The 21,896-nt window shown below is 64.3% G+C and carries 20 protein-coding genes; 8 read left to right on the plus strand and 12 right to left on the minus strand.

Annotated features, from left to right (window positions below):
• Positions 1–44: 44 nt before the first annotated feature.
• The 4 genes from ACWUI7_RS11460 to aglG are packed head-to-tail and all read right to left on the minus strand — an operon-like array spanning position 45 to position 3,778.
• Complete coding sequence (locus tag ACWUI7_RS11460) at positions 45–584, minus strand: glycosyltransferase family 2 protein (protein ID WP_496642450.1); 540 nt, start codon at positions 582–584, stop codon at positions 45–47.
• Positions 562–1,680 (minus strand): glycosyltransferase family 4 protein, encoded by a 1,119-nt coding sequence (locus ACWUI7_RS11465; RefSeq protein WP_496642443.1) that lies wholly within the window; start codon positions 1,678–1,680, stop codon positions 562–564. Before ACWUI7_RS11465 ends, ACWUI7_RS11460 begins: the two co-directional genes overlap by 23 nt.
• Before the next feature lies 1 nt (position 1,681).
• Positions 1,682–2,821, minus strand: a complete 1,140-nt coding sequence (locus ACWUI7_RS11470) for a glycosyltransferase (RefSeq protein WP_496642354.1) — start codon at positions 2,819–2,821, stop codon at positions 1,682–1,684.
• 18 nt (positions 2,822–2,839) lie between these two features.
• Positions 2,840–3,778 carry a glucosyl-dolichyl phosphate glucuronosyltransferase gene (gene aglG / locus ACWUI7_RS11475; protein ID WP_496642444.1) on the minus strand — a complete coding sequence of 313 codons (939 nt, stop codon included), beginning with the start codon at positions 3,776–3,778 and terminating at the stop codon, positions 2,840–2,842.
• Between the two features lie 171 nt (positions 3,779–3,949).
• Between aglG and ACWUI7_RS11480 the strand changes: the two genes are divergently transcribed.
• The 7 genes from ACWUI7_RS11480 (at position 3,950) to ACWUI7_RS11510 (ending at position 12,543) form a co-directional block, all read left to right on the plus strand.
• On the plus strand, positions 3,950–7,180 hold the full coding sequence (locus ACWUI7_RS11480; protein WP_496642355.1) for an oligosaccharyl transferase, archaeosortase A system-associated: 3,231 nt from the start codon (positions 3,950–3,952) through the stop codon (positions 7,178–7,180).
• A gap of 7 nt (positions 7,181–7,187) precedes the next feature.
• Positions 7,188–8,132: a DUF368 domain-containing protein gene (locus ACWUI7_RS11485; RefSeq protein ID WP_496642356.1), complete on the plus strand. Its 945-nt coding sequence runs from the start codon at positions 7,188–7,190 to the stop codon at positions 8,130–8,132.
• A 469-nt stretch (positions 8,133–8,601) separates the two neighbouring features.
• Positions 8,602–8,862, plus strand: a complete 261-nt coding sequence (locus ACWUI7_RS11490) for a type II toxin-antitoxin system HicB family antitoxin (RefSeq protein WP_496642357.1) — start codon at positions 8,602–8,604, stop codon at positions 8,860–8,862.
• A complete protein-coding gene (locus ACWUI7_RS11495; protein WP_496642358.1) occupies positions 8,863–9,114 on the plus strand; it encodes a type II toxin-antitoxin system HicA family toxin in 252 nt (83 codons plus the stop codon). It begins immediately after the preceding gene.
• Between the two features lie 459 nt (positions 9,115–9,573).
• Complete coding sequence (locus ACWUI7_RS11500) at positions 9,574–10,443, plus strand: hypothetical protein (RefSeq protein ID WP_496642359.1); 870 nt, start codon at positions 9,574–9,576, stop codon at positions 10,441–10,443.
• Between the two features lie 15 nt (positions 10,444–10,458).
• A complete protein-coding gene (locus ACWUI7_RS11505; protein WP_496642360.1) occupies positions 10,459–11,445 on the plus strand; it encodes a glycosyltransferase family 4 protein in 987 nt (328 codons plus the stop codon).
• Entirely contained in the window at positions 11,446–12,543 is a 1,098-nt protein-coding gene (locus tag ACWUI7_RS11510; protein ID WP_496642361.1) for a glycosyltransferase, read from the plus strand.
• Positions 12,544–12,583: 40 nt separating this feature from the next.
• Here ACWUI7_RS11510 and ACWUI7_RS11515 read toward each other — a convergent pair whose 3' ends face one another.
• The 8 genes from ACWUI7_RS11515 to ACWUI7_RS11550 all read right to left on the minus strand — a co-directional run bounded on the left by ACWUI7_RS11515 (position 12,584) and on the right by ACWUI7_RS11550 (position 21,330).
• On the minus strand, positions 12,584–13,435 hold the full coding sequence (locus tag ACWUI7_RS11515; RefSeq protein ID WP_496642362.1) for a metallophosphoesterase: 852 nt from the start codon (positions 13,433–13,435) through the stop codon (positions 12,584–12,586).
• Positions 13,435–15,267 (minus strand): hypothetical protein, encoded by a 1,833-nt coding sequence (locus ACWUI7_RS11520; RefSeq protein ID WP_496642363.1) that lies wholly within the window; start codon positions 15,265–15,267, stop codon positions 13,435–13,437. Before ACWUI7_RS11520 ends, ACWUI7_RS11515 begins: the two co-directional genes overlap by 1 nt.
• Positions 15,264–16,538 carry a Single-stranded DNA binding protein gene (locus ACWUI7_RS11525; protein WP_496642364.1) on the minus strand — a complete coding sequence of 425 codons (1,275 nt, stop codon included), beginning with the start codon at positions 16,536–16,538 and terminating at the stop codon, positions 15,264–15,266. The genes ACWUI7_RS11520 and ACWUI7_RS11525 overlap by 4 nt, the downstream gene beginning before the upstream one ends.
• A 102-nt stretch (positions 16,539–16,640) precedes the next feature.
• On the minus strand, positions 16,641–17,363 hold the full coding sequence (locus tag ACWUI7_RS11530) for an ABC transporter ATP-binding protein (protein WP_496642365.1): 723 nt from the start codon (positions 17,361–17,363) through the stop codon (positions 16,641–16,643).
• Entirely contained in the window at positions 17,360–18,127 is a 768-nt protein-coding gene (locus ACWUI7_RS11535) for an ABC transporter ATP-binding protein (RefSeq protein ID WP_496642366.1), read from the minus strand. Before ACWUI7_RS11535 ends, ACWUI7_RS11530 begins: the two co-directional genes overlap by 4 nt.
• On the minus strand, positions 18,124–19,149 hold the full coding sequence (locus tag ACWUI7_RS11540; RefSeq protein ID WP_496642367.1) for a branched-chain amino acid ABC transporter permease: 1,026 nt from the start codon (positions 19,147–19,149) through the stop codon (positions 18,124–18,126). The genes ACWUI7_RS11535 and ACWUI7_RS11540 overlap by 4 nt, the downstream gene beginning before the upstream one ends.
• A complete protein-coding gene (locus ACWUI7_RS11545; RefSeq protein WP_496642368.1) occupies positions 19,146–20,018 on the minus strand; it encodes a branched-chain amino acid ABC transporter permease in 873 nt (290 codons plus the stop codon). Before ACWUI7_RS11545 ends, ACWUI7_RS11540 begins: the two co-directional genes overlap by 4 nt.
• A gap of 1 nt (position 20,019) precedes the next feature.
• On the minus strand, positions 20,020–21,330 hold the full coding sequence (locus tag ACWUI7_RS11550; RefSeq protein WP_496642369.1) for an ABC transporter substrate-binding protein: 1,311 nt from the start codon (positions 21,328–21,330) through the stop codon (positions 20,020–20,022).
• Positions 21,331–21,575: 245 nt separating this feature from the next.
• Between ACWUI7_RS11550 and ACWUI7_RS11555 the strand changes: the two genes are divergently transcribed.
• Entirely contained in the window at positions 21,576–21,896 is a 321-nt protein-coding gene (locus ACWUI7_RS11555; protein ID WP_496642370.1) for a DUF7510 family protein, read from the plus strand.

The following is a 21,896-nucleotide window of genomic DNA, read 5'->3' on the forward strand; positions in this document are numbered from 1 at the left end:
TCGATTAGTCTATTTAATACTGATCTCTACAGACGCTCCCACCCTCAAAATACCAATCCTCGAAGTAGATCAGGAGCCGACCTCGGGTATCGGAGTGATAACTTGATTGTATTCTTTAGCGTCGGCCAACGACTCTGTCCGATACTCTCGTGGTCTTCATGATACACCTCTCCACGTGGAATCAAGACGAGATCGATGTTGTGTGACCTAGCATGTAGACTGAACTCAGTGTCTTCCATATGGTTGAACTTTTCGTCGAATCCACCAATCATTTCGAAATCCTCGCGGGTGACTACCAAGAACCGGGTCAACAGTAACCCGAAATCGAAATCGGCAAGCCCTAACACGGTTCCTTGTTCAACCCGATTGACAGATTCCCAAAAGAACTCTTCCTCAAAGCGAATATCATCGTCGCAGAATACAAGTATCTCCCCGGACGCCCGTTCTACGCCGATATTGCGCGCCTCGGATCGATTTCCTTCACCGACAACTACTGTTTCGACACTCTCCGGGACAGAGGAAAGCGTGATCGGATATCCTTCAAGCGTCGGTATAACGACACTAATACTGGGTTGCTTCGACATAGTATTCTTCCAGTTTGCGCGATTGGACATCCCATCCGTATTCGATTGCTGTCTCTCTTCCGGCGAATGAAAGGGATTTTCGAACCGCTGTATCGTCGACGAGTTGCCGTAGCGCCGAGGTGAGAGCATCGACATCCCCTGGTTCGACGAGCAGACCATTTCTTCCGTCGTCAACGTACTCTTCGATCGCGTCGATCCGTGTTGACACGACCGGGCATCCACTTGCCATTGCCTCCAAGTTAACGATCCCTAGGCTCTCATGATGTGAGGGAAGACAAAAGATGTCCGCCGCAGCATAGTATCTATGTATCTTCTCGTGGGGCACCGAACCGACGAAGTGGACATCCTCGTCCGTTCCAAGTTTTTGGGCCTGTCCACGGAGTTCCCCCACAAGTTGACCATTGCCGACCAAATACAATGAAACATCCGATAGCCGCGAATGTGCTTCCAGCAGCTCTTTGAGTCCCTTCCCCTCATCAAGCCGTCCGACGTATAGGATGCTCGTCTGATCGTCCTCAAAGGCGGGTTCGCAATCGGTATTAAACTGCTCGACATCCACGCCAGGATAGACGACCCCGTTAACATCGATGTTTAACCAGCGTTTCAGCCGCTGGGCCGTGCTCCGACTATTTGCCAGTGACAGACTTGGTTTCGCTATCCGACTCATCGCCTTCCACCGCCACGACGGAGATCGGATGCCTGCGGAGTGGAACACCGTCGGGACATCAAGTAGGCGTGATGCTAGAATATTGTCGAGATAGTAGTGAGTGGAGAGCACGTCCACTTCCTGTTCGATCCGTTCGAGGACTCCTCGCCGCCAAGCGTTCCAGAACAGCGAACAGGTTTCAATTTCGGCCGATAGGGCTGGTGTGTACTTCGAGATGGTGTCGTTTATGTACCCTCCCTTAGCGAGATATGGAATCTGCTCTACCTGTATATCCATCTGTTTTATCTCATCTAGTAAACGCCCTGTACCGGTATAACAAACCACTTTATGACGATGACTCAATCTCTTCAACATCTCACGAAGGAATGTCTCGGTCCCGCCACTCTCGACGACCCCGACCCGTGCGTTGATGACACCGATTCGAACCATTTCAGACACACTCCGTGAACGACGCGTTCCACTTGACAAGGTGGTGCTCAAGATGATTCCTGAAGGCCAATTCGGTGAATTCGGAGAGGTGAATTTCGCCTATGTCATCGCGGTACTCATATGCGACCACCGTAGCTTGTATTCCGCTGGGTGTTCCGTCGTGGAGAACCCCGTTTTTTCCTTCCTCGACTAAGACGCTGGGGAATCCCTCATCACGCGCCAAAACGAACTTTCCGCTCGCGTTGGCCTCGATCGGAACGATCCCGAAGTCCTCGTTGCGCCCGTTGAACACGACCGCGGTACAGCGTGCCAGAAGTTCGAGCTTCTCGTCTTCGTCGACGAACCCCTTCCACTCGATGTTCTCAGCGCGCTCGATCCGATCCATAACCGAGTCGTCGACATCTCCAGCCCCACCGGCCATCACCAGCCGCTCGTCCAGTTCCTCGAACGCCGCGACGACCTCGGGAACACCCTTCTCTTCGTCGAGCCGACCCAGATGGAGGTAGAACCCGTGATCGCCGTCGTTGTAGTACCGCTCCAACTCAACTGGAGGATACAGCACCTCGGAATCGCGCTTGTAGTACTTCCAGAGGCGACGCTCGATAATCGGGCTGTTAACGAGATAGTGATCGACACGGGGATCGATAACCATGTCCCGCGTCCGGAGGTAGCGTATCATCGGTCGCGAAAGAGCTCCGAACAACGAGTCCTTGCGGTCGTGGTAGAGATCGTAGAACCACCGAGGCGGAGAGTGGCAGTAGTTCACGTGAAGCGTGTCGTCGGGCGTGATGACTGCCCGCGTCGTCGCGCCCGACGTGATCAGTACGTCCGGATCGCCGAACTCCCGCCAGTCGACGTCTTCCCACTGTGAGTACTCGAAGAGGCGACCGGCCCGGCGCTGGAGTCGCCGGACGGCCGAGTAGTCGAGATTGGGGGTTACGTCTTCAAACGTCACCGCCCCGTACGGATTGGGATCGTCCGGATCGGGCTCACCGAGCGTGTAGACGTGGTCCGCGTCGACGGCCTCCGCGAGCTTCGTGACGAGGTACTCCGCGCCCCCCCACGCGTTGACGTGCCAGTGGGCGACCGCAACGTCGAGATCGTCGAAGTCGACGGGTTCGTCAGCGGCCGACGCATCCATATCGAGCCCAAAGACGGGTCATCGAAAAAGTGTGTCGTCATCCCAGTCCCAGAGGGCGTACGCGTATCCCAACCCGACAGCGGCAGTGAATTGAAAGAGGAAAAGGAACTGAAGCAGGCCGGCCAGCGAGGGGTCTCGAATCATCGTGACGGTCCGTGTCGGTACCGAATCGGTCGCCAAGGTTGCGAGGAATGCTCCCTCTTCCCCGCCGTCGTCGTTGACGAACGACTCCATCGCCCGCTTCGAATATCCTTGCCAAAACGCACGGTCGATTAGCCACCGGAACTCCGTCCGGTAGTCGAACACCTTGTGCGCTACCTCAGCCTCCGGATCGTACCAGACGCCCTGCCCGTACTCTTCTCGCATTCGGGCACACAGCTCCGTCTCCCCGCCCTGTAGGTTCTTGTCTCCTTTCCGCCCGCCGATGTCGACGTCGAACCCATCCAACTCCGCGAATACGTCCGCCCGAAACGAGATGTTCGAGCCGAACGTGTTCCGCACCTCGCCCGGGCCGTCCGCGAATCCGCGATGCGTCACGCCGATCAACCAGTAGAACTCCTCGGGGAGAAACGAGGGCTTCCCGGCGACCCACTCGGGCGTCATCTTCCCGCCTGCCGCGATCGCGTCCTCCTCCTCGTAGGCGCGAACCAGCCGCTCGGCCCACGCCTCGTCCGCCACCGCGTCGTCGTCGATGAACGCGACCACGTCGCCGGAGGCCAGCTCCGCACCGCGGTTCCGACTCGCCAGCAACCCCACGTTCTCGTCGTTACACTCGATCACCGTATCGTCACGATCATTATAATCCGCCACGACCTGCTCGTACACTTCGGGCGTCCCATCGACGATCACGACGAGCTCGACGTCGTCGTGCGTCTGCGCGAGGACGCTGTCGGCGGCCTCGCGGAAGTGCTCGTACATGTCCAGCGTGTACGTACAGACGACGACCGAGACCTTCACACGCGAGAGAACCCGGACAGGAGACTTGAGTGCTTCCATCTCTCGACTCGCCGAGACGTCAGCGACCCCGCCCGAATCCACCCGGCCTGACACCGTCACACACCACACCGCGTCGGGTGATCGTAGGGAGATGACAAGCCTTATGCGCGTTTTCCGAGTCGTGATGAGGTAATGAGTCAGTCGAACGATCGGCCAGCCGCCCCGGACAGATCGGCGACCGATCTGCTGGAACGGTGGTATCACGTCCCGGTTCTTCTCGGCGTGTTGGCGGTGATGCTCTGGACGCGCCTCCAATCGTACGGCAACTTCGTCCGAAACGGCGAGGTGTACTTCCGCGGGAACGACCCGTGGTACCACCTCCGTGAGACGACGTACATCATGCAGAACTACCCGAGCCGAATGCCCTTCGACGTCTGGACCGGTTTCCCGGTAGGAACCCAGGCCGGCCAGTTCGGTACCCTTTGGGATCACATCATGGTCGTCGGCATCTGGATCGCCGAGCCGATCATGGGGAGTCCCGAAGAAGTCATGCTGATCATGCCCTCGCTCGCCGGGGCACTCGTCGCCTTCCCAACGTACGTCATCGCCCGGCGATTCGTCGAGCGACCTGCTGCACTCGGCGGCGCGGCGACCCTCGCGCTCCTCCCCGGCACCTTCTTCAGCTACTCGCTCGTCGGCTTTCCCGACCACACCGCAGCCGAGGTCCTCTTTCAGAGTCTCGCGGTTCTCGGCGTCCTCGGCGCACTCGGCGTCGCCGAACGCGAGAAACCCGTCTGGGAGCTCGTCGTCGACCGCGACTGGACCGCACTGAAACGCCCCGTCGGCGTTGCAGCGCTCGGTGGTGTCGCGCTCGGCGCGTACATCTGGACGTGGCAACCTGGCATCCTCGTCGTCGGGTTCACCGGGATCTATCTCGCCGTCAAACTCACCAGCGACGTGTACCACGGGAAGAGCCCCGAGCCGATCGCCTTCGCCGGCGCGATCGCACTGTCGGTCGCGGGACTGATGCAGGTCATCCCACTCGACACGTTCCGATTCGGGGTGAGCGAATATTCCTATCTCCAGATCGTCCTCCCGCTTGGTGTCGCCGCCGGGGCCGTGTTCCTCGCGTGGCTCGCCCGATTCTGGGAGGCTCGTGACCTCGAGACGAACACGTACCCGTTCACCGTTGGTGGGCTCATCGCTGCCTCCGCGGCCATCGTCTGGCTCGCGATTCCCTCGCTGTGGTCGACGCTCACCGGAAGTCTCCTCAACACCGTCGGCTTCTCCGCCTCCGCCGGTGCTCGCACCATTGGCGAGGCCCAACCCCCCCTCCAGAACGCCGCCTTCTCTGACTTCGTCATCTCCCAGTACGGCCTCGCGTTCTTCCTCGCACTCGGCGCGATCGTCTACATTCTCGCGCGGCCCCTGTACGACTCCGATGAGTTCACCGACTCCGTCTACATCGTCTCCGCGCTCGCGCTCGTCGGCTCCGTCTACGCGGTCCCACAGCTCTACGGGGCCATCGGCGGCCTCGTCGGGGTGAGCTGGCAGGTCGTCGGCCTCGCACTCGCGGCCGCCCTGCTCGTCGGCGCGACATTCCTCGTCGAGTACGACGCCGAGGAGCTCTACCTCGTCGTCTGGGCGGCCTTCATCGGCAGCGCCGCCTTCACCCAGGTCCGGTTCAACTACTACCTCGCGGTGGTCGTCGCCGTCGGTGCGGCGTACTTCCTCCAGGTCGCCTTCGACGTCATCGACCTTTCCTCGCTCGTGGCCCTCCGCGACATTGAGGGGTGGCAGGCGATGACCGCCCTCGCCGTGATCGCGATCCTCTTCGTCCCCCTCGTCGGGGCCGCCACCCCGGTGTGGGCCGCCGGCGCCTCCACCGGCCCCGGCAACGTCGTCCAGTGGGACGAGAGCCTCCAGTGGATGAACGACGAGACTCCCGTCCCCGGCGAACTCGAGGGCCACGACAACGCGATGGACCCGTACGCGACCTACGAGCGCCCGGCCGACGACGACTTCGAGTACCCCGAGGGCGCCTACGGCGTCCAGTCGTGGTGGGATTACGGCCACTGGATCACCACCCGCGCCGAACGCATCCCGAACGCCAACCCGTTCCAACAGAACGCGGGCGAAGCCGCCGACTACCTGCTCGCCCCGAGTGAAGAACAGGCCCACCAGGTGTGGGCCGATCAGAGCACCGAGGGGGCGAATACTCGCTACGTGATGGTCGACAGCCAGATGGCCTCGCCGAACTCGAAGTTCAACGCCCCGGTCACCTTCTACTCTGGCAACGAGACCACAGACGACTTCAACCGGGTCGTCTACCAGCAGCAAGAAAACGGCGGGTTCGGTCGGGTGATGCAGGTCCACACCCAGCGGTACCACGAGAGCCAGATGATCCGGCTGTACGAACACTACGGCAGCGCGGTCGACCCGCAGCCGGTCGTCGTCGACTGGCAGCCACAGGCCGCCCAGACGCAGGACGGCGACTCCATCCAGGTCGATACCCTTCCGCAGAACGTCACCCAGACGATCCAGCGCTTCGAGAACGTCTCGGCCGCTCGTGAGTACGTGGCCGACGACGGCAGCGCCCAAGTCGGCGGCCTCGGCGGGGTCCCCTCCGAGCGGGTTGCCGCCCTCAAGCACTACCGGCTCGTCCACGTCACCGACACGCAGGGTTCGGCCCCTTCGGCCGGGCAGGCCCGCGTGGTTCAGCAGCTCGTCCAGAATCCCCAGGCCGTCCTGGGTGAGTCACTCCAGAATGCGGCCGCCGACGACTTCGTGAAGACCTTCGAGCGGGTCCCCGGTGCGACCCTCGAGGGCTCGGGTGCAGAGCCCGGCGCGGAGGTGCGCGCCGCAGTACAGATGGAGAAACCGACCGGTGAGACGTTCATCTACCAGCAGTACACCGAGGCCGACGCGAACGGCGAGTTCACGTTCACGCTGCCGTACTCGACGACCGGTTACGACGAGTTCGGCCCCGAGAACGGCTACACCAACACGAGCGTCACCGCCACCGGCCCCTACGAGATCACGACCGGCGTGACGGACCCGACGAGTGAGGCGTCCCCGGCGTCGGCGCGCACGAACGTGACCGAGGCGCAGGTCGTCGGCGTCGACGAGACGGCCACGACGGTCGAACTCGAGCGGATCGTCGTGCAGGACTCCGGCGACGAGGGCGACACGTCGAGTGACGCCGACACGACGAGTGAGGCGACGACCGGCGAGTCGTCGACGGACAGCACGACCACCGACACGACGACCACCGAAACGACGACTGACGACACGACGACCACCGACTCTACAGATGACACGACCAACGGCTCCGATTCCGACGGGGGGTATCAACTCACCCCGGTAACGGAGCTCGCGGCGAGTGCCTCGATCACGACACCCCGTCTCCGCCGGGTCGGGTAACGGGTCGATGGTCGACCTCCGGGCGTGGGTCGGCGTCTACCTCCGGGGGCTCGCGATGGGCACAGCCGACGCGGTCCCGGGCGTCTCCGGCGGGACCATTGCGCTCATCGTCGGGATCTACGAGCGACTCATCGCCGCCGTCACCGCGATCGACCCGGAACAGATTCGGCGCATTCTCGCGGGCCTCACCGCAGAGGATCGCGCCGACGCCCGCCAGGCCTTCTACGAGATCGACGGGGCCTTCCTGACGGTTCTCGGTGCGGGGATCCTTACCGCGGTCGTGCTCGTCTTGCGGCTGGTCGATACCCTACTGGAGACCCTTCCGGTTGCCACGTACGGCTTCTTTTTCGGGTTGATCGCGGCGTCGGCGGTTGCGCTCTTCGGTGCGGTCGACCTCACGACCCCGCGTCGCAAGGTCGCCGCCCTGGCGGGCTTTCTCGTCGCCTTCCTCGCGTCGGGGTACGCGGCGACCGCCCTCGGGCACGCGCTGCCGGTCGTCTTCGTCGCTGGGGCAGTCGCGGTCAGCGCGATGGTTCTGCCCGGGCTCTCCGGGTCGTTGTTGCTCGTCGTGCTCGGCCAGTACGCGTTCATGGCCGACACCCTCAGTGACTTTTTCGACGGGCTCGGGGCCGCAGCACGTGGAGGTGGTCTCGACGCCCTCCTCGACCCACTCCCGACCATCGTCGTCTTTTGTGCGGGGGGCCTCGTCGGGCTTTTCACGATCGCCCACGCGGTTCGGCGGGCCCTCGAGACCGCTCGGGCGGCGACCTTCGCATTCTTGGTGAGTCTGGTCGTCGGCGCGCTCCGGGCGCCCGTCCTCGAGGTCTCGATGCGACTCACCGCGGCCGGTGAGTCGTGGGCGAGCGCCCTCCCGCGGTTCGGGCTCGCTGCGGTCGTCGCCGCCGCCGGCGTCCTCGCCGTCGACCACTACGCCGGCGTCTTAGAGTACTAACGCACCGACGCAAGCACAGCCCACCGAACTGCGGTGGCGCGCGCCTCGCAGGTCGCCGAAGGGGCCCGCGAGCGCGTGCGAGGGATGATCGAGGGAGCGCAGCGACCGAGCGAATCGGCTGGGGAGGGTGTGGCAGTAACTGGTGTCCGCCTATCGCGAAGTCGTCTTGCTCACATAGCCATGGTTAGTCATGTATGGGGAGGGTGTGGCGGTAAGTAGTGTCCGGGTGTCGCAGATCGTCTCGTTCACACAGTCACAACCCACGTACAGAATCGGTTGGAGAGGGTGTGGCGATAAGTAGTGCCCGGGTATCGCGGAGTCGTCTTGTTCACGCAGCCACTGTCTCCGTGCGTATGGGGATCGACGAGGGCGTCATAGCACAGTTCTCATACCGTCGATATGCGACGATGATTCGCTCAATACAGGTGACCAACCGAACACTTATTCGCTCGGTTCGCCAGTTTATACCATGGCCAGTGCAACGCGTGACGAGTCACCTGAAGAAGGAGTAGCGTTCATCCACGAAGATGATGGGACGATTACAGCTCGTGACCTCGAAACTGGCGTTGCCTCTTTTGGGGGGACAAAAACAGAAGCACTCCGAATGCTTGCGGAAGCCCTCGAACTACACGAGGGAGGCGGAGAGCCAGTCACTGACGAAGACCTCGAAGAGTGGGGGCTTGATGACGTCGAACCCGGTTCCGCGGAACTCCCAGAGTTCATGCGGTAGATGGTCCGGACGAATTTTTCCGGTCGTGAAATCGCATCTGTGCTACTTGACCACGGATTCGTGCAGAGCGGCCGCGTCGGGAGCCACCTGAAACTCCGCTACGAGTCACCAGACACGGAGGAAGTCCGTATCGTGACCGTGCCGATGCAGTCGGCGGACGACATCCCGACCGGGACGCTCCAGTCCATCGCTCAGCAGTGTGGCGCGAACGATTTTCACGCGTGGTGCCAGTGGATCGAACAGAATCTGTAACGCGCAGTTTGCAGGAGCAGTGTGGCAGGTGATTCGCTGCTGGACCTGTGAAACCAATTCCTTGTGACGTGATATATAGCTCCCGCTATGCTGTGTGAATATCTCGTCGCTGACGACAGTCATCTACTCGATTAATGGCGCGCGCCTCGTGAGTACGCCGAAGGCGGGCTCGCGAGCGCGTGCGAGGGATGAGTGAGGGAGCGAAGCGACCGAGCGAATCGGCTGGGGAGGGTGTGGCGGTAAGTAGTGCCCGGGTATCGCAGATCGTCTCGTTCACACAGTCACCACCAACGTACGGAATCGGCTGGGGAGGGTGTGGCGGTAAGTAGTGCCCGGGAGTCACGCGGTCGTGTTCGTCACGCATCACCCACCGGTCACCGGCCGCCGCGTCCGTATCGACATGACGGCTTGGAGACTTCGATACACATACAACGGTCGATCGAAAACACCCACTACCGAATGACCGACCAGCGCTTTCTCGAATCCGAGTGGGACTACTGTCTCGTGTTAGACGCCTGCCGGTACGACGTCTTTCGCGACGTCTACGACGAGTACCTCGATGGAACGCTTGAGAAGCGCCAGAGCGTCGGCTCCTCGACGCCCGAGTGGGCGTCGAAGACGTTCACCGGCGACCACGACATCGCGTACTTCTCCGGGAACCCCTTCATCAACGACCTCGGGATTCCCCTCAACGAACTCAAGTGGGGTGCGAGTTGCGACTACGAGTGGACCGCAAGCGACCACATCACCGACATCTTCGACGTCTGGCAAACTCACTGGGACGACGACCTCGGCACCGTCCCGCCCGCCGGCATCGAAGCCGCGTTCCGCGAGGAGTCCGCCGCCGTCGCGGGTGCCGACCGCACTGTCCTCCACTACATGCAGCCGCACGCGCCGTATCTCTCCTACGGCTCCGGCGGGAAGCTCAAACAAATCCAGAAAGGAATCAAAGCCCAAGGCGAGGCCGCCGACGAGGATGGAACCACCGCTCAAGACGACGGCACACTCGCCGCCCTCTCTGACACCATCCGCCCGAAGATCGAATCTCGCCTCGAAGACAGCGAGATGGCCCAGAAGGCGGGCCTCTGGCTGGAACTCGACCCCAAAGAGCTACTCTCGAACGGGACCCGTGTTGCCGCCTTAGAGCTGTACGAAGAGAACCTCCGGATCGCACTTGAGTCGATCGCCGACCTCGTCGACGACCTCGACGGCGACGTCGTCGTCACCGCAGACCACGGCGAGGCGTTCGGCGAGGAGGGCGTCTGGGAACACCACATCGAGACGCACATCCCACCGCTCGTGGAGGTGCCGTGGCTCGACGTGGCGTGAGCCGATGAGGCCGCGATGAGGGTCAGCCACTACCTGGAGTTCGAAGCCCACGTCACCGGCGGGATCCGCGAGTCGGTCGCCCACCAACGGACGATGCTCGACCACCTCGACATCGCCTACACGACCGAGCCGACACTCGACGCGGACGTCTTCCACTGTAACCTCGTGGGTCCGCGTTCGGTGTGGTACGCGAAGCGCGCGGCCACACAGGGAATCCCAGTCGTCGCGAACACCCACGTGACCGCCGAGGACTTCGGCGACAGCTTCCGGTTCACGAATGCACTCGCGCGTCCGCTTCGTCCGTACCTCGAGTGGGCGTACGGCCACGCCGACGCGCTCGTCTGCCCGTCGACGTACAACCGTGGGGTGATAGCCGACTACACCGACGCGCCGACCCGCGTCATTTCGAACGGGGTCGACCACGAGAAGCTCGCGGGTGCCGGCGCGCTGCGCGACGAGTATCTCGACCGCTACGATCTCTCTCCGCCCGTCGTCTTTCTCGTCGGCCACGTGATCAAACGCAAGGGCCTCGAGACGTTCGTCGAAGCCGCCAGGCGCCGGCCCGAGCTTGACTTCGCGTGGTTCGGCCCGCTCGACCGCTCGCTGAAGGGCCGTGAGACCACCCGGCTCGTCGACACCGCCCCCGACAACTGCACCTTTACGGGCTACGTCGAAGACATCCGCGGCGCGTACGCCGCCGGAGACATCTTTTTGTTCCCGACCCACGAGGAGAACGAGGGAATCGCGCTTCTCGAGGCGATGGCCGCCGGCACACCCCCGCTCGTCCGCAATATCGAGCCGTTCGCGTGGCTTGAAGACGGCGAGGAGTGTCTGAAGGTCGACGCCGACGCCGACGTCGAGGCCGTCCTCGACGCGCTGGACACCCTCACCGACCCGGCGTTACGCGATCGACTCGGCGCGAACGCGGCCGCCCGCAGCGAGGCATTCGCGCTCGAAACACTCGCAGACGACTACGCCGACCTCTACACGGAGGTGGTGTGAGTGCGGATCGGCTTTTTCACCGACAGCTACTTTCCGGGGATCGACGGCGTCACCTACACGATCGACCTCTGGCGGGCGGAACTCGAAGCCCGGGGCCACGAGGTGTACGTCGTCTACCCGGACGGCGACTACGAACCGGGCCCGTACGAGCTCCCCGTTCGGTCGCTGCCGAACCCGTTTTATTCAGGCTACCGTATCCCGACGCTCCGCTGGCCGGCGTCGCTACCCGACCTCGACGTCGTCCACTGTCACGGGCCCGCCCCCGTCGGCCTGCTCGGCCGCTACTACGCACACGCGAACGACCTCCCGGCGATCTACACACATCACACGCCGATCGAGGAGTACTTTGAACAGAGCGTCGGGCGCGAGACGATCGCAGGCGCGCTCTCGCGACTGTACGTCCCACTCGAGACCGCGTTGCTCGCGAGCTTCGACGTGGTGACTGCCTCGACCGCGCGGATCGACCGGGACGTCGAACACGTCCCCCTGCCCGTCGGTATCGACACGGACTTTTTCGAACCGACGGCGACCGACTGGTACCCCGAAGCAACCGTGATCGGCTACAGCGGCCGGCTGAGTCTTGAAAAACACGTCGAACACGTGCTCCAAGTCGCCGAGCGGCTCGACGAATACCAATTCGTCGTGGTCGGCGAGGGCCCCCGGCGCGAGCAGCTCGAACGCGAGGCGCCGACAAACGTCGATCTCCGTGACTTTCTTCCACGCGAGGACCTCCCAACCTTCTACTCGTCACTCGACGCCTTCGTTACCGCCTCGACGGGCGACACGCTCGGGTTGTCGACCCTTGAAGCGAACGCCTGCGGGACGCCCGTCGTTGCGGCCGACGTCCCCCCGTTCGATCAGACCATCGGCCCAGAAAACGGCGCGCGGTACGTCCACGGTGATCTTGAGGCGATGGCCGACGCCATCAAGTCGTGTCTCACGACCGAGCGGAACACCCGGGCGGCAGTCGAGGCGTACGACGTGACCCACACCCTCGAGAGTCTGGAGTCGCTGTACCGACACGGCCGCCTGCCGGCCGACGAGCGAGCGAGCGAAGCCGACGACGGGTGGTCGTTGTCGGACGATGCAGTCGAGTGAGCGTGACGACCTGCCCGCCACGACCACGGCGGTCCATCGCTCAGATCGACCGAAAGTCACCGAGGCGCGTCCCGTCGAGGAGGTAGGCGTCACCTGCCGCGAGCCCATCCGGGAGAAACGGCGCGAGGAAGTCGTCGCCCGCGACATTGATCCAGGTCCCGCCCGAGCGCTCGTTGAACGCCGGGAACACCACGAGCTCCGGGGGATCGCCGGTGAACGACCGCTTTGCGTCCGTTTCACGAGGGTCCGCCTCGCTAACTGCCGCCTCACGAAAGTCCGTCCCACCACTACTGCCCGCAAACGCCGCGGGCGACAGCGGCCCGCGGAGCCACGCGCGGGCCGTCCGTGACCCACCGACCGCGTCTTCGAGTCGAACCTGCGGGTGTTCGTGACCGACACAGATCACGTCGGCTCCCCACAACGCGGGGTCGGGCCAGGTGTGGCCGTGGAGGACGCCAATCGAACCACCCTCCGGCAGGTCGTGTGTCGCGTCGGCTTCGCCGAGTACCCCGCCCCGCGGGTCGACCACGTCGATAGCCGGCCCGACCGCCTCCGCGACGCCCGCGTCGTGGTTCCCCTCGACGAGTGTCAGTGGGACGCGATCCGTGACCGCCGCGACGAGCGCCTCGAGTTCCGCTTGCTCGTCGCCGTCCGGCGCGCCGATGCGGTGGACGAGGTCGCCGAGGACGACGACACGGTCTGGTGTCGTCTCTGTGATGAGCTCCAAGAGTCGGCTGCGGCGCTCGTCGGCTCGGTCGGCGAGTTCGACGCCGCGCTCGTACCGGAGGCCGGCCTCGATGCCGGCGTGGACGTCAGCGACGAGCAAGGCCCGTTGTGCACCGAGGTCGGCGACCGCGGCTGGCTCGCCAACGACGGGGTCAACCCGCGCCATCAGATGGCTTTGAGCACGTCCTCGCCCGGCTCGTAACACTTGCCGCTCATCAACGCGTCCTGAACCGCGTCCTCGACCGCGTCCGGCTCGGCCCCATGCCCGTCGACGACCTGTTCGACGACCGCCTCGCGGTCAGCCCCATCGCCGTCGTCAAGCGACGACATCGCCTTGACGACCGCGTCTTCGAGGTCGACCGCCGGCGTACCGGCATCCGCGTCGTCCGCGCTCGAATCGGCGTCCGTATCTGCAGAGGCGGTCGCGGTCGAATCAGTGTCCGTATCTGCAGAGGCGGTCGCGGTCGAATCAGTGTCCGTATCTGCAGAGGCGGTCGCGGTCGAATCAGTGTCCGTGTCACCTGAGGCGGTCGCGGTCGAATCGGCGCCTGTGTCTGTATCGCTAGTCGACGCCGCGTCAACACCTGCGTCGTCTGTGACCGCAACGCCCGTGTCTGTCGCGCCCGTCTCGACCGCCTCAAACTCGTCTGGGCTCGGTACGTCGATGTCGGCGGCACCGGGCTCGTCGACCTCCGACCCCGTCGTGAAGTCGGTGCCGAACTCCGCTTCGATCTCCTCGCGTTCGTCGTCGTCGAGCTGGAACAGCTCGTCGTCACCCGTATCTGATGCCCCAGTCGACGCCTCCTCGCTAGCCGTCGACCCGTCGTCGAGTCCCGCATCGAAGTTCCCGAGCTCGTCGAGTTCGTCGAGACTATCGTCGTGCTCCGCGGTGTCGGTCGCCGTCGTGTCGGCACCGGTGGTGTCGGTCGTCGGCGACGACGCAGGCGTCGGGTCGGTCGCACTAGTGGCGTCGTCGACCTCTGTGGCATCGACCTCCGTGACGTCACCCTCCGTGGCGTCGACGTCGGTACCCTCGGACTCAACGGCTTCCGTCTCGAGGTCAGTCTCGGGGGCTGCAGGCTCGGAATCGGTCTCTGAAGCCGCAACTCCAGCCTCAGACACAGAAGCCCCAGCCTCGGTCTCGGTCACAGCACCCTCGACACCGACAGCAGACTCCCCGATAGATTCAGCCTCGTCCACATCGATGTCGGGGTCGGCTACAGTCTCCGTGGCGGTCTCCATCGTGACGTCTGCAGCGTCGGTTCCGATCCGGACGTCCGTCTCCGGGAGCGGCCCGATCTCGACCGCACCGGCCGCATCGGGCTCGATCGAAGGGGCTCTGACGTCGTCGCGCTCGCCAGCGACGAGCTCCAGTGCGTCCACCGCGAGCTGGCGAACCGCCTCTACGTACGCCGATCCGGTGCCGTAGTGGTCGAACGCCAAGGGAATCCCGGCCGCGAGCGCCGCCGGCACACCGGCAGCCGCGAGCGCGTCGCGGAGGTCGTCACCCCGGAGTGTGGATTCAAGTGCGCGCTCGACCACGGCGAGCCGGTCGAGCGTCGCCTCGGCCGCCGAGACGACCCATCGGTCACGCGTCGCCGCATCGACCTCGCTCAGCCGTTCGGGCCGCACCGACGTGAACACCCGGTCGCCGTCGTCCGGCTCGAACGTCCGCGCTTTCCCGGTCAGCGCGACGAACGCCGGCGGTTCCGTCCGCGAGAGGAACGCCTGCTCGTCCGGCTGGTACTGGCCCGCGTACGTGACGAACGCGCCCGAGGGGTCGACGACGCGACCACGGCTCGTCTCGTCGTTGACGCGCTCGACCTCCGTGAGCACGCCCGCAACGAACAGCCGATTGACCCGCGCGCCGGTAGGCGTCACCACGTAGTTCGGTGCGCGCTCCTCGTCGCTCTCGGAGTACGACAGCGAAGCATCGTCAAACTCGGCGGCAAACACCCGGTGAGCCACTTCGCGCGTCCCTGGTCCATCGTCGCTCATTGGCGCACCTCCGCGAGCGTAGCCAGCGCGGCCGCCGCCGGGTCCTCCGACGCCGGCTCGAACGCGGTCGCGTCCAGTGTGGCGCCGTACTCGTCGACGGAGAGACTCCCCCGAACCGTGTACGTCCGGCCGACGAGGTCGGCCGCGATCGATTCCGCAACCACGTCTTTATCCATCGCCTCCGTGGCGGCCGCGAGCGCGTCTTCGAGCCCCCCGCCGTACACGTCCGCGGTTAGTTGGTCATCGAGTACGACGGTGACCGTGTCGGTGCCGTCATCGAAGATTGCTTTGACACGGAGGTCATCTTCGCCGTCGACCGCGCCGTGGCTCCGGCACTGGCCGTTCTGTATCACGCGTCCACACTTCGGACAGCGCTCGATCAGCCCCGAGCCGTCACGCACCTCGAGCACCGTGCCGGTCACCGTGACGTCGAAAATCCCGCCGGTGTCGACCGCCGCGGCGATCGAGTGGTGTGGCGCCTCGTCCGCGACCGCGATCGACTCCGACAGCGGCGTCACCGTCGAGAATCGCGTGAGGTTGAGCGAGGGGACGCCACGGAACTCCCGCGCGTAGACGTCTTCGATTCGAACGTCGGCGCCCGCCTCGAGCGCCGGCGTGGGGTCCCAGTCAGTAAACGGCAGTTTACCGGTCTCATCGCCGAGGACTCCCTCGAGAATATCGGTTTCGCCGTCGCGCCCGGAGATCGTCTTCTCGTCGACGTCGAGCACGCGCACCTCGACGGTCCGTCCGCGGTCGCCCGCGGCGATCTCGACGAGGTCGCGCTCGCCACCGACCGGCTGGTCGACTGCGACCGGCTCGTCGGCGATTGCGACCGTCGTCGAGTCGTTGAGGTTGAGCTCGGGGGCTCCCTCCCACTCGCGAACGCCGGCGTTGCCGATCGTCAGCGAGTCGCCCGGCTCGAAGCCGAAGTCCTGCCAGGCGGTGTAATCTATCGTTCCCGTCTCGTCTGCGAGCTCGCCCTCGTGGATCGTGAGGTCGTCGCCCTGGTAGCGTATCGAGCGAGTCCCTCGGGTGAGCACGCGCACGGTGACGGTGACGTTCCCGTGGTCGGTGGTGATCTCCGCGAGATCGACCGACGTCGGCGTCGCGCCGCCCCCGCCGTCGCCGCCGCCGTGTTTTCGCCGCACGCTCTGTACCGCCTCGTCGAGGGGTACGCTGTACTCGAGGAGGTTCTCGAGGTCCGCTTTGACCTCCGCGGTGTCTGCGCCGAGGTCGGAGGCGAGCTCCTCGGCACGATCGGTGACGTCCATCACGTCGCTCTTCGCCGGCACCGCACAAAAGGGTTCACTCGCAGCGACTGCGGTGCGTCGCCGACGAGCGGTTCCAGGCGCCCGACCGCGGCGCGTCGCCGACTACAGATCGGCGCCAGAGACCGAGAGGTAATCGCGCATCAGCTGGTCGCGCTCGCGGATCTCCTCGGTCGTCCCGTCAAACACCATCTCTCCGTTGTCGATGATGTAGCCCCGCTCAGCTAATTCGAACGCGAACTTCACGTTTTGTTCGGTGAGTAAGACGGTGACGTTTCGCTCGACGACGTCTGCAAGCACTGACTGCAGGTCGTCGACAATCACGGGCGCGAGCCCCTCTGTGGGCTCATCTAAGAGCAACACGTCCGGGTCCTGCACCAGCGCCCGAGCGACAGAGAGCATCTGTTGTTCACCACCGCTCAGGTTCTGACCCGCACTCTGTTTGAGCGCGGCGAGCGGCTCGAACACCTCGTACATCTCTGCGACCGTCTGTGTCGAGTCGGGTGCGAGCCGCTTCGCCAACGTGAGGTTCTCGTGGACCGAGAGCGTCGGGAAGACACGCCGATCCTCCGGAACAAGTTTGATTCCACGGTCGGAGATCGCATCGGGTGCGTCACCAGCAATCGACTCCCCGCGATAGGTGACGGTTCCCTGTCGCGGCGGGGCGACACCCACAATTCCACGCATCGTCGTGGTCTTGCCGGCCCCGTTGCGGCCGAGCAGTGTCACCACCTCTCCTTCGTCTATCGTCAGGTCGACCCCGTGAATGATGTGGCTGTCGCCGTAGTAGACGTGCATGTCGGAGACGGAGAGTACGGGGTCGCTCATGGCTGTTCCCCCAGGTACGCCGTGGTGACCGCCTCGTCGTCCATCACCGTGGCCGGCGGCCCGTCGGCGATCAGCTGCCCCTGGTGTAACACGAGAATGCGGTCGCTGATGTCGAGTACCATGTCGATGTCGTGTTCAGTGAGCACGAACGTCGTCTCCGTCGTCTCGTCGATGTCTTTGATCAACTCGACCATGTCCGCAGACTCCGAGGGGTTCATGCCTGCGGTTGGTTCGTCGAGTAACACCACCGTCGGATCGGTCGCCAACGAGAGCGCGATCTCGACCTTTCGTTTGTCACCGTGACTGAGGTTCGAGACGGTCGTCTCTGCGACGTCCATCAGGTCCATTAACTCAAGGACGTCGCGGGCGCTCTCGGCGAGTCCTGCGTCGTCGCAATAGCGCGTCCGAAGCTCTTTGGACCGGCCGGTCGCCGCGATTCGGGCGACTCGGAGGTTATCGAGCACCGACATCCCTGGGAAGCTGTTGTTGATCTGGTACGCCCGCGAGAGCCCGCGTTGGGCGACCTCGTGGGTGGGGCGTCCGGTGAGCTCCTCGCGCCCGTCGGCTGCGTCGTGGACGAACACTCGGCCGGCCGTCGGCTCGAGTGCGCCGGTGAGGAGGCTGTAAAACGTCGTCTTACCGGCCCCGTTCGGGCCGATTATCGACGTAATATCTCCTGAGTCGATCGCGACGGAGACGTCATCGACGGCGACGAGGTCACCGAACTGCCGGCGAAGCGACTCAGTCTCGAGCACCGTCGTCACGCCGACTCACCTCCGGTGGCCCGCGAGACGACCCAGGAGACGAATCCGGAGACACCCCGCGGGGCGAACAACACGATCCCCAAGATGAGCGTCCCGAAGATCAGCTGCCAGTGGGCCTCAAGTACGGGGAACTGCGTGATTCCCCAGCGGATGTACTCGAAGAAGAACGCGCCGATCGTCGGGCCGATAAACGTGTAGGGGCCGCCGAAGACGGTGATGATCACCGGCTCCGCGCTGATCGACCAGTGGAGGTTGGCACCGGGCGACAGCGAGCCGTGTAGCGGCGCGATTAACACGCCGGCGATCCCGGTGAACAGCGCCGAGATGACGAACGCGGCCCACCGGTGGGTGCGGACACCGACGCCGAGTGCGCCGGTGCGCTCTGCGTTCTCGCGGATCGCCTCCGAGACCAACCCGAACGGCGACCGAACGATCCGCCACAGCAGGTACATCGCTGGAGCCACGACGAGAAGCGTTAGGTAGTAGTACGTCACCCGGTCGTACAGCGCGAGCTCAAACCCACCAAGCGTCGCCGTGCCGAGGATGACGGAGAAGCCGTCACTGCCGTTCGTCAGCCCGAGGTAGTTCTGGATCGCAAGCACGTACAGCGCCATGCTGAACGACAGCGTGATCATCGCGAAGTAGATCTCCTCGAGTCTGACGCTCAGGTAGCCGACGGGCACCGCGACCGCGACCGCGACGAGCACGCCGAGGACGCCGGCGATCAGAAAGCCGACGAGAGGCGTCGCCCCACCGAGGCCGAGCCCGGGGGCGACGTCGCGCATGAAGATCCCGACGGTGTAGCCGGCGGTCCCGAAGAACATCGCGTGCCCGAACGAGAGCAGCCCGGTGTAGCCGTACAGCAGGTTGAACCCCGTCGCGAACAACGCCAGTGCCAGCACCTCGGTCAGGAGGTACGTCTGGAACGACGGGAGCACAAGCGGCGCGACGACGAGCAGCACGCCGACGACAGCCACCACGGATCGGGGCGGGCGTTCGACGAGTGGGTGGATGTTGCTCACAGCTCTTCACCTCCGAAGAGCCCCTCGGGTCGGAAGATCAACACGAGGATCATCGCCAAAAACGGCAGCAACTGGTTGACGCCGGTGGCGACAAGCACGCCGAAGCTCTGGAAGAGTCCGATGAGCATCGCACCGACGAACGCGCCGGTAAACGACCCGAGACCGCCGATCACGACGACGACAAAGGCGTTGATGATCACTTGGTCGCCGAGTGCGGGCGTGAACGACTGAATCGGCGTCGTGAGCGCGCCGCCGAGTCCGGCGAGCACGCTTCCCACGGCGAAGACGCCGGTGTACAGCCGCGGGACGTCGACGCCGAGAAGCGCCGCCATGTCGCGGTCACTCGAGGTGGCGCGCACGAGCTGGCCGACGTACGTTCGCGTGAGGACGTACCAGAAGACGCCCATCGCGAGGAACGCGACGACGATGACGAACAATCGGTACGCCGGGAAGCTCACGCCAAGCACCGGGACGTTTCCCGCGAACGCGGCCGGCGTCTCGACCGTTTGGGTGCCGGAGCCCCATATCGTGCGCGTGAGGTCGCTGATGATCAACACGAGCGCGAACGTGAGGATGAGCTGATCGAGCTCGTTTCGGTCGTATATCCGGCGGATAAGCCCGTATTCGACGACGGCCCCGAGGAGCCCGACCGTGAGCGCGGCACCGACCGCCGCGACCCAGAAGTTCCCCCCGACAGCGCCGACGAGGGAGGCAGTCGCATACGCCCCGACCATGTAGAAGGCACCGTGTGCGAAGTTGAGCACGCCGAGAACGCCGAAGATGAGACTCAACCCGAGCGCGACCAAAAAGAGTCGGCTACCGATGCTCAGGCCGGTGAGGATCTCCTGAATCGGGAGACCGGCGGTCATCTTAGACGCCCGCCGGGTACTCGGAGTCGGCCAGGAGCGACCGGATAGTCTCCGGCGGTGCGTCGATGCGCTCGACCGGGTCAAGCCGGCTCAGTCCGAGCTCTTCGGAGTAGGCGGTCTGGCCCCAGACGGCCGGCAGGACCGCTTGGTGGCTCTCCGGATTGATCGTGAATTCGCCGATCGGTGCCGACGTACTCATGCCTTCGAGTGCGCCGATGACGTCGTCGGTCGCGGCGCTGCCGGCGGCTTCGATCGCTTGTTTGTAGAGATACAGACCAACGTAGGCGTTGTGGGCGTTGTACGACGGCTGCTGGTCGTTCCGCTCGACGAACGCCTCGACGAACGTGCGGTTCGCCTCCGTGTCTGGCGTCTCGAACCAGTAGCGAGTCCCCGCCCAGAGCCCGTCCGGCATGTCGCTGCCGAGCGGTCGAAGCGCGTCGGTTGCGGCGCCGAGCGTCAACACGACATGGTCGACTTCGTCGAAGAAAGCGGTCTCTTGAGCTTGGTTGATGAACGTGACGAGATCGCTGCCCCAGAGGCTCACGACGACGCCGTCGGGTTCGCCGCCGAGTACCTTGTTGATCTGTGGGGTGTAGTCGCTGGCGCCAAGTTCGGGGAACGCGGCAGCGTCGTCGAGGTAGTCGTAGCCGAGTCCGAGTCCCTGGGTGAACGCCTTGAAGTACTCCCACGACTGGGTCCCGAACGCGTAGTTCGGGCCGAGCGTCGTCCACGACTGTCCGTCGAGCCGCTCGGCGATCTTCGCGGCGCCGTAGACGTTCTGTGAGAGGTTGACACCGTCGCGGAACACGTAGTCGTTCCCGACCGCGTTCTCCCCCTCGGTCGCGGTGACGAACGGTGTCGCCGCGTGCGTGATCATGAACGGCGTCTGGAGCTGTTCGGCGATTGGAGCGACCTGCTGGGCGACCCCACTGGAGTCGAGGCCGATCAGGCCGTCGACGTTCTCCTCTTCGACGAGCGATCGGGCGGCCTCGATGCCGGTCGGACCGCTCCCCTCGCTGTCACGGTAAATGAGCGGCTCGATCTCTCGGCCGTCGATACCGCCGTCGGCGTTGATCTCCTCACGGGCCATCTCGTAGCCCAACTGTGCGGACTCGCCGTACACCGACGCGAACCCGGAGAGAAGGTGGATCGCACCGAACGTGATCGTGTCGTCGCCGCCACCGCCGCCCGAACAGCCGGCGAGTCCGGCGATTCCTGCGGCTGCACCTGCTTTCAGTACGGTCCGACGGTCAAGTCGCCGCGTCGAGTCCCGCTCGGTCGCCGACGCGTCGTCTGTCGTATGGTCGATCATGATAGTTTAGCCTCGCATCGTTGGAGTCGAGAGCGATATATATTGCTTGCGAATCAGCGATGAAATAATTACTACTTCTGTACTTAATCGCCCGACTGCGCGGCGATCGTATTGGATCCCCAACGTAATGGGAGACACCAGATCGGATGGCGGATGCGTCGCTTCGAGGCGACCACGACACCCACACCTAACCCGCCGACCACGACACCCCCACACCTAAGCCGCTCGCCGCTGCACTCGTTGGCATGGAGGACGTCGACATCGACACACACGTCACCGCGGACCGGACCGTCATCGAGGTGAGCGGGAGCCGCGACGTCGCCGTGGTGGTGCGCTCTGCGGGCGGCGAACGGATCTACTTGCCGCCAGAAGACTTCGACGAGCCCGTCCAGGACTCGCCGTACACGTCACCGTATCAGAGCGCGGGCGCGCGCGAAGACGACGGCACGCCGTACCGAGGTGCAGTCGAGAGTACGCGGGGCGTCGTCGAGACCGTCGCGGGATTCCGCATCAGCCACCCGGAAGCGGTGACCGAGGTCGACGTCTACCGGCCGAGCGAGACATGA

The organism is Halorubrum orientale, from assembly GCF_059623105.1.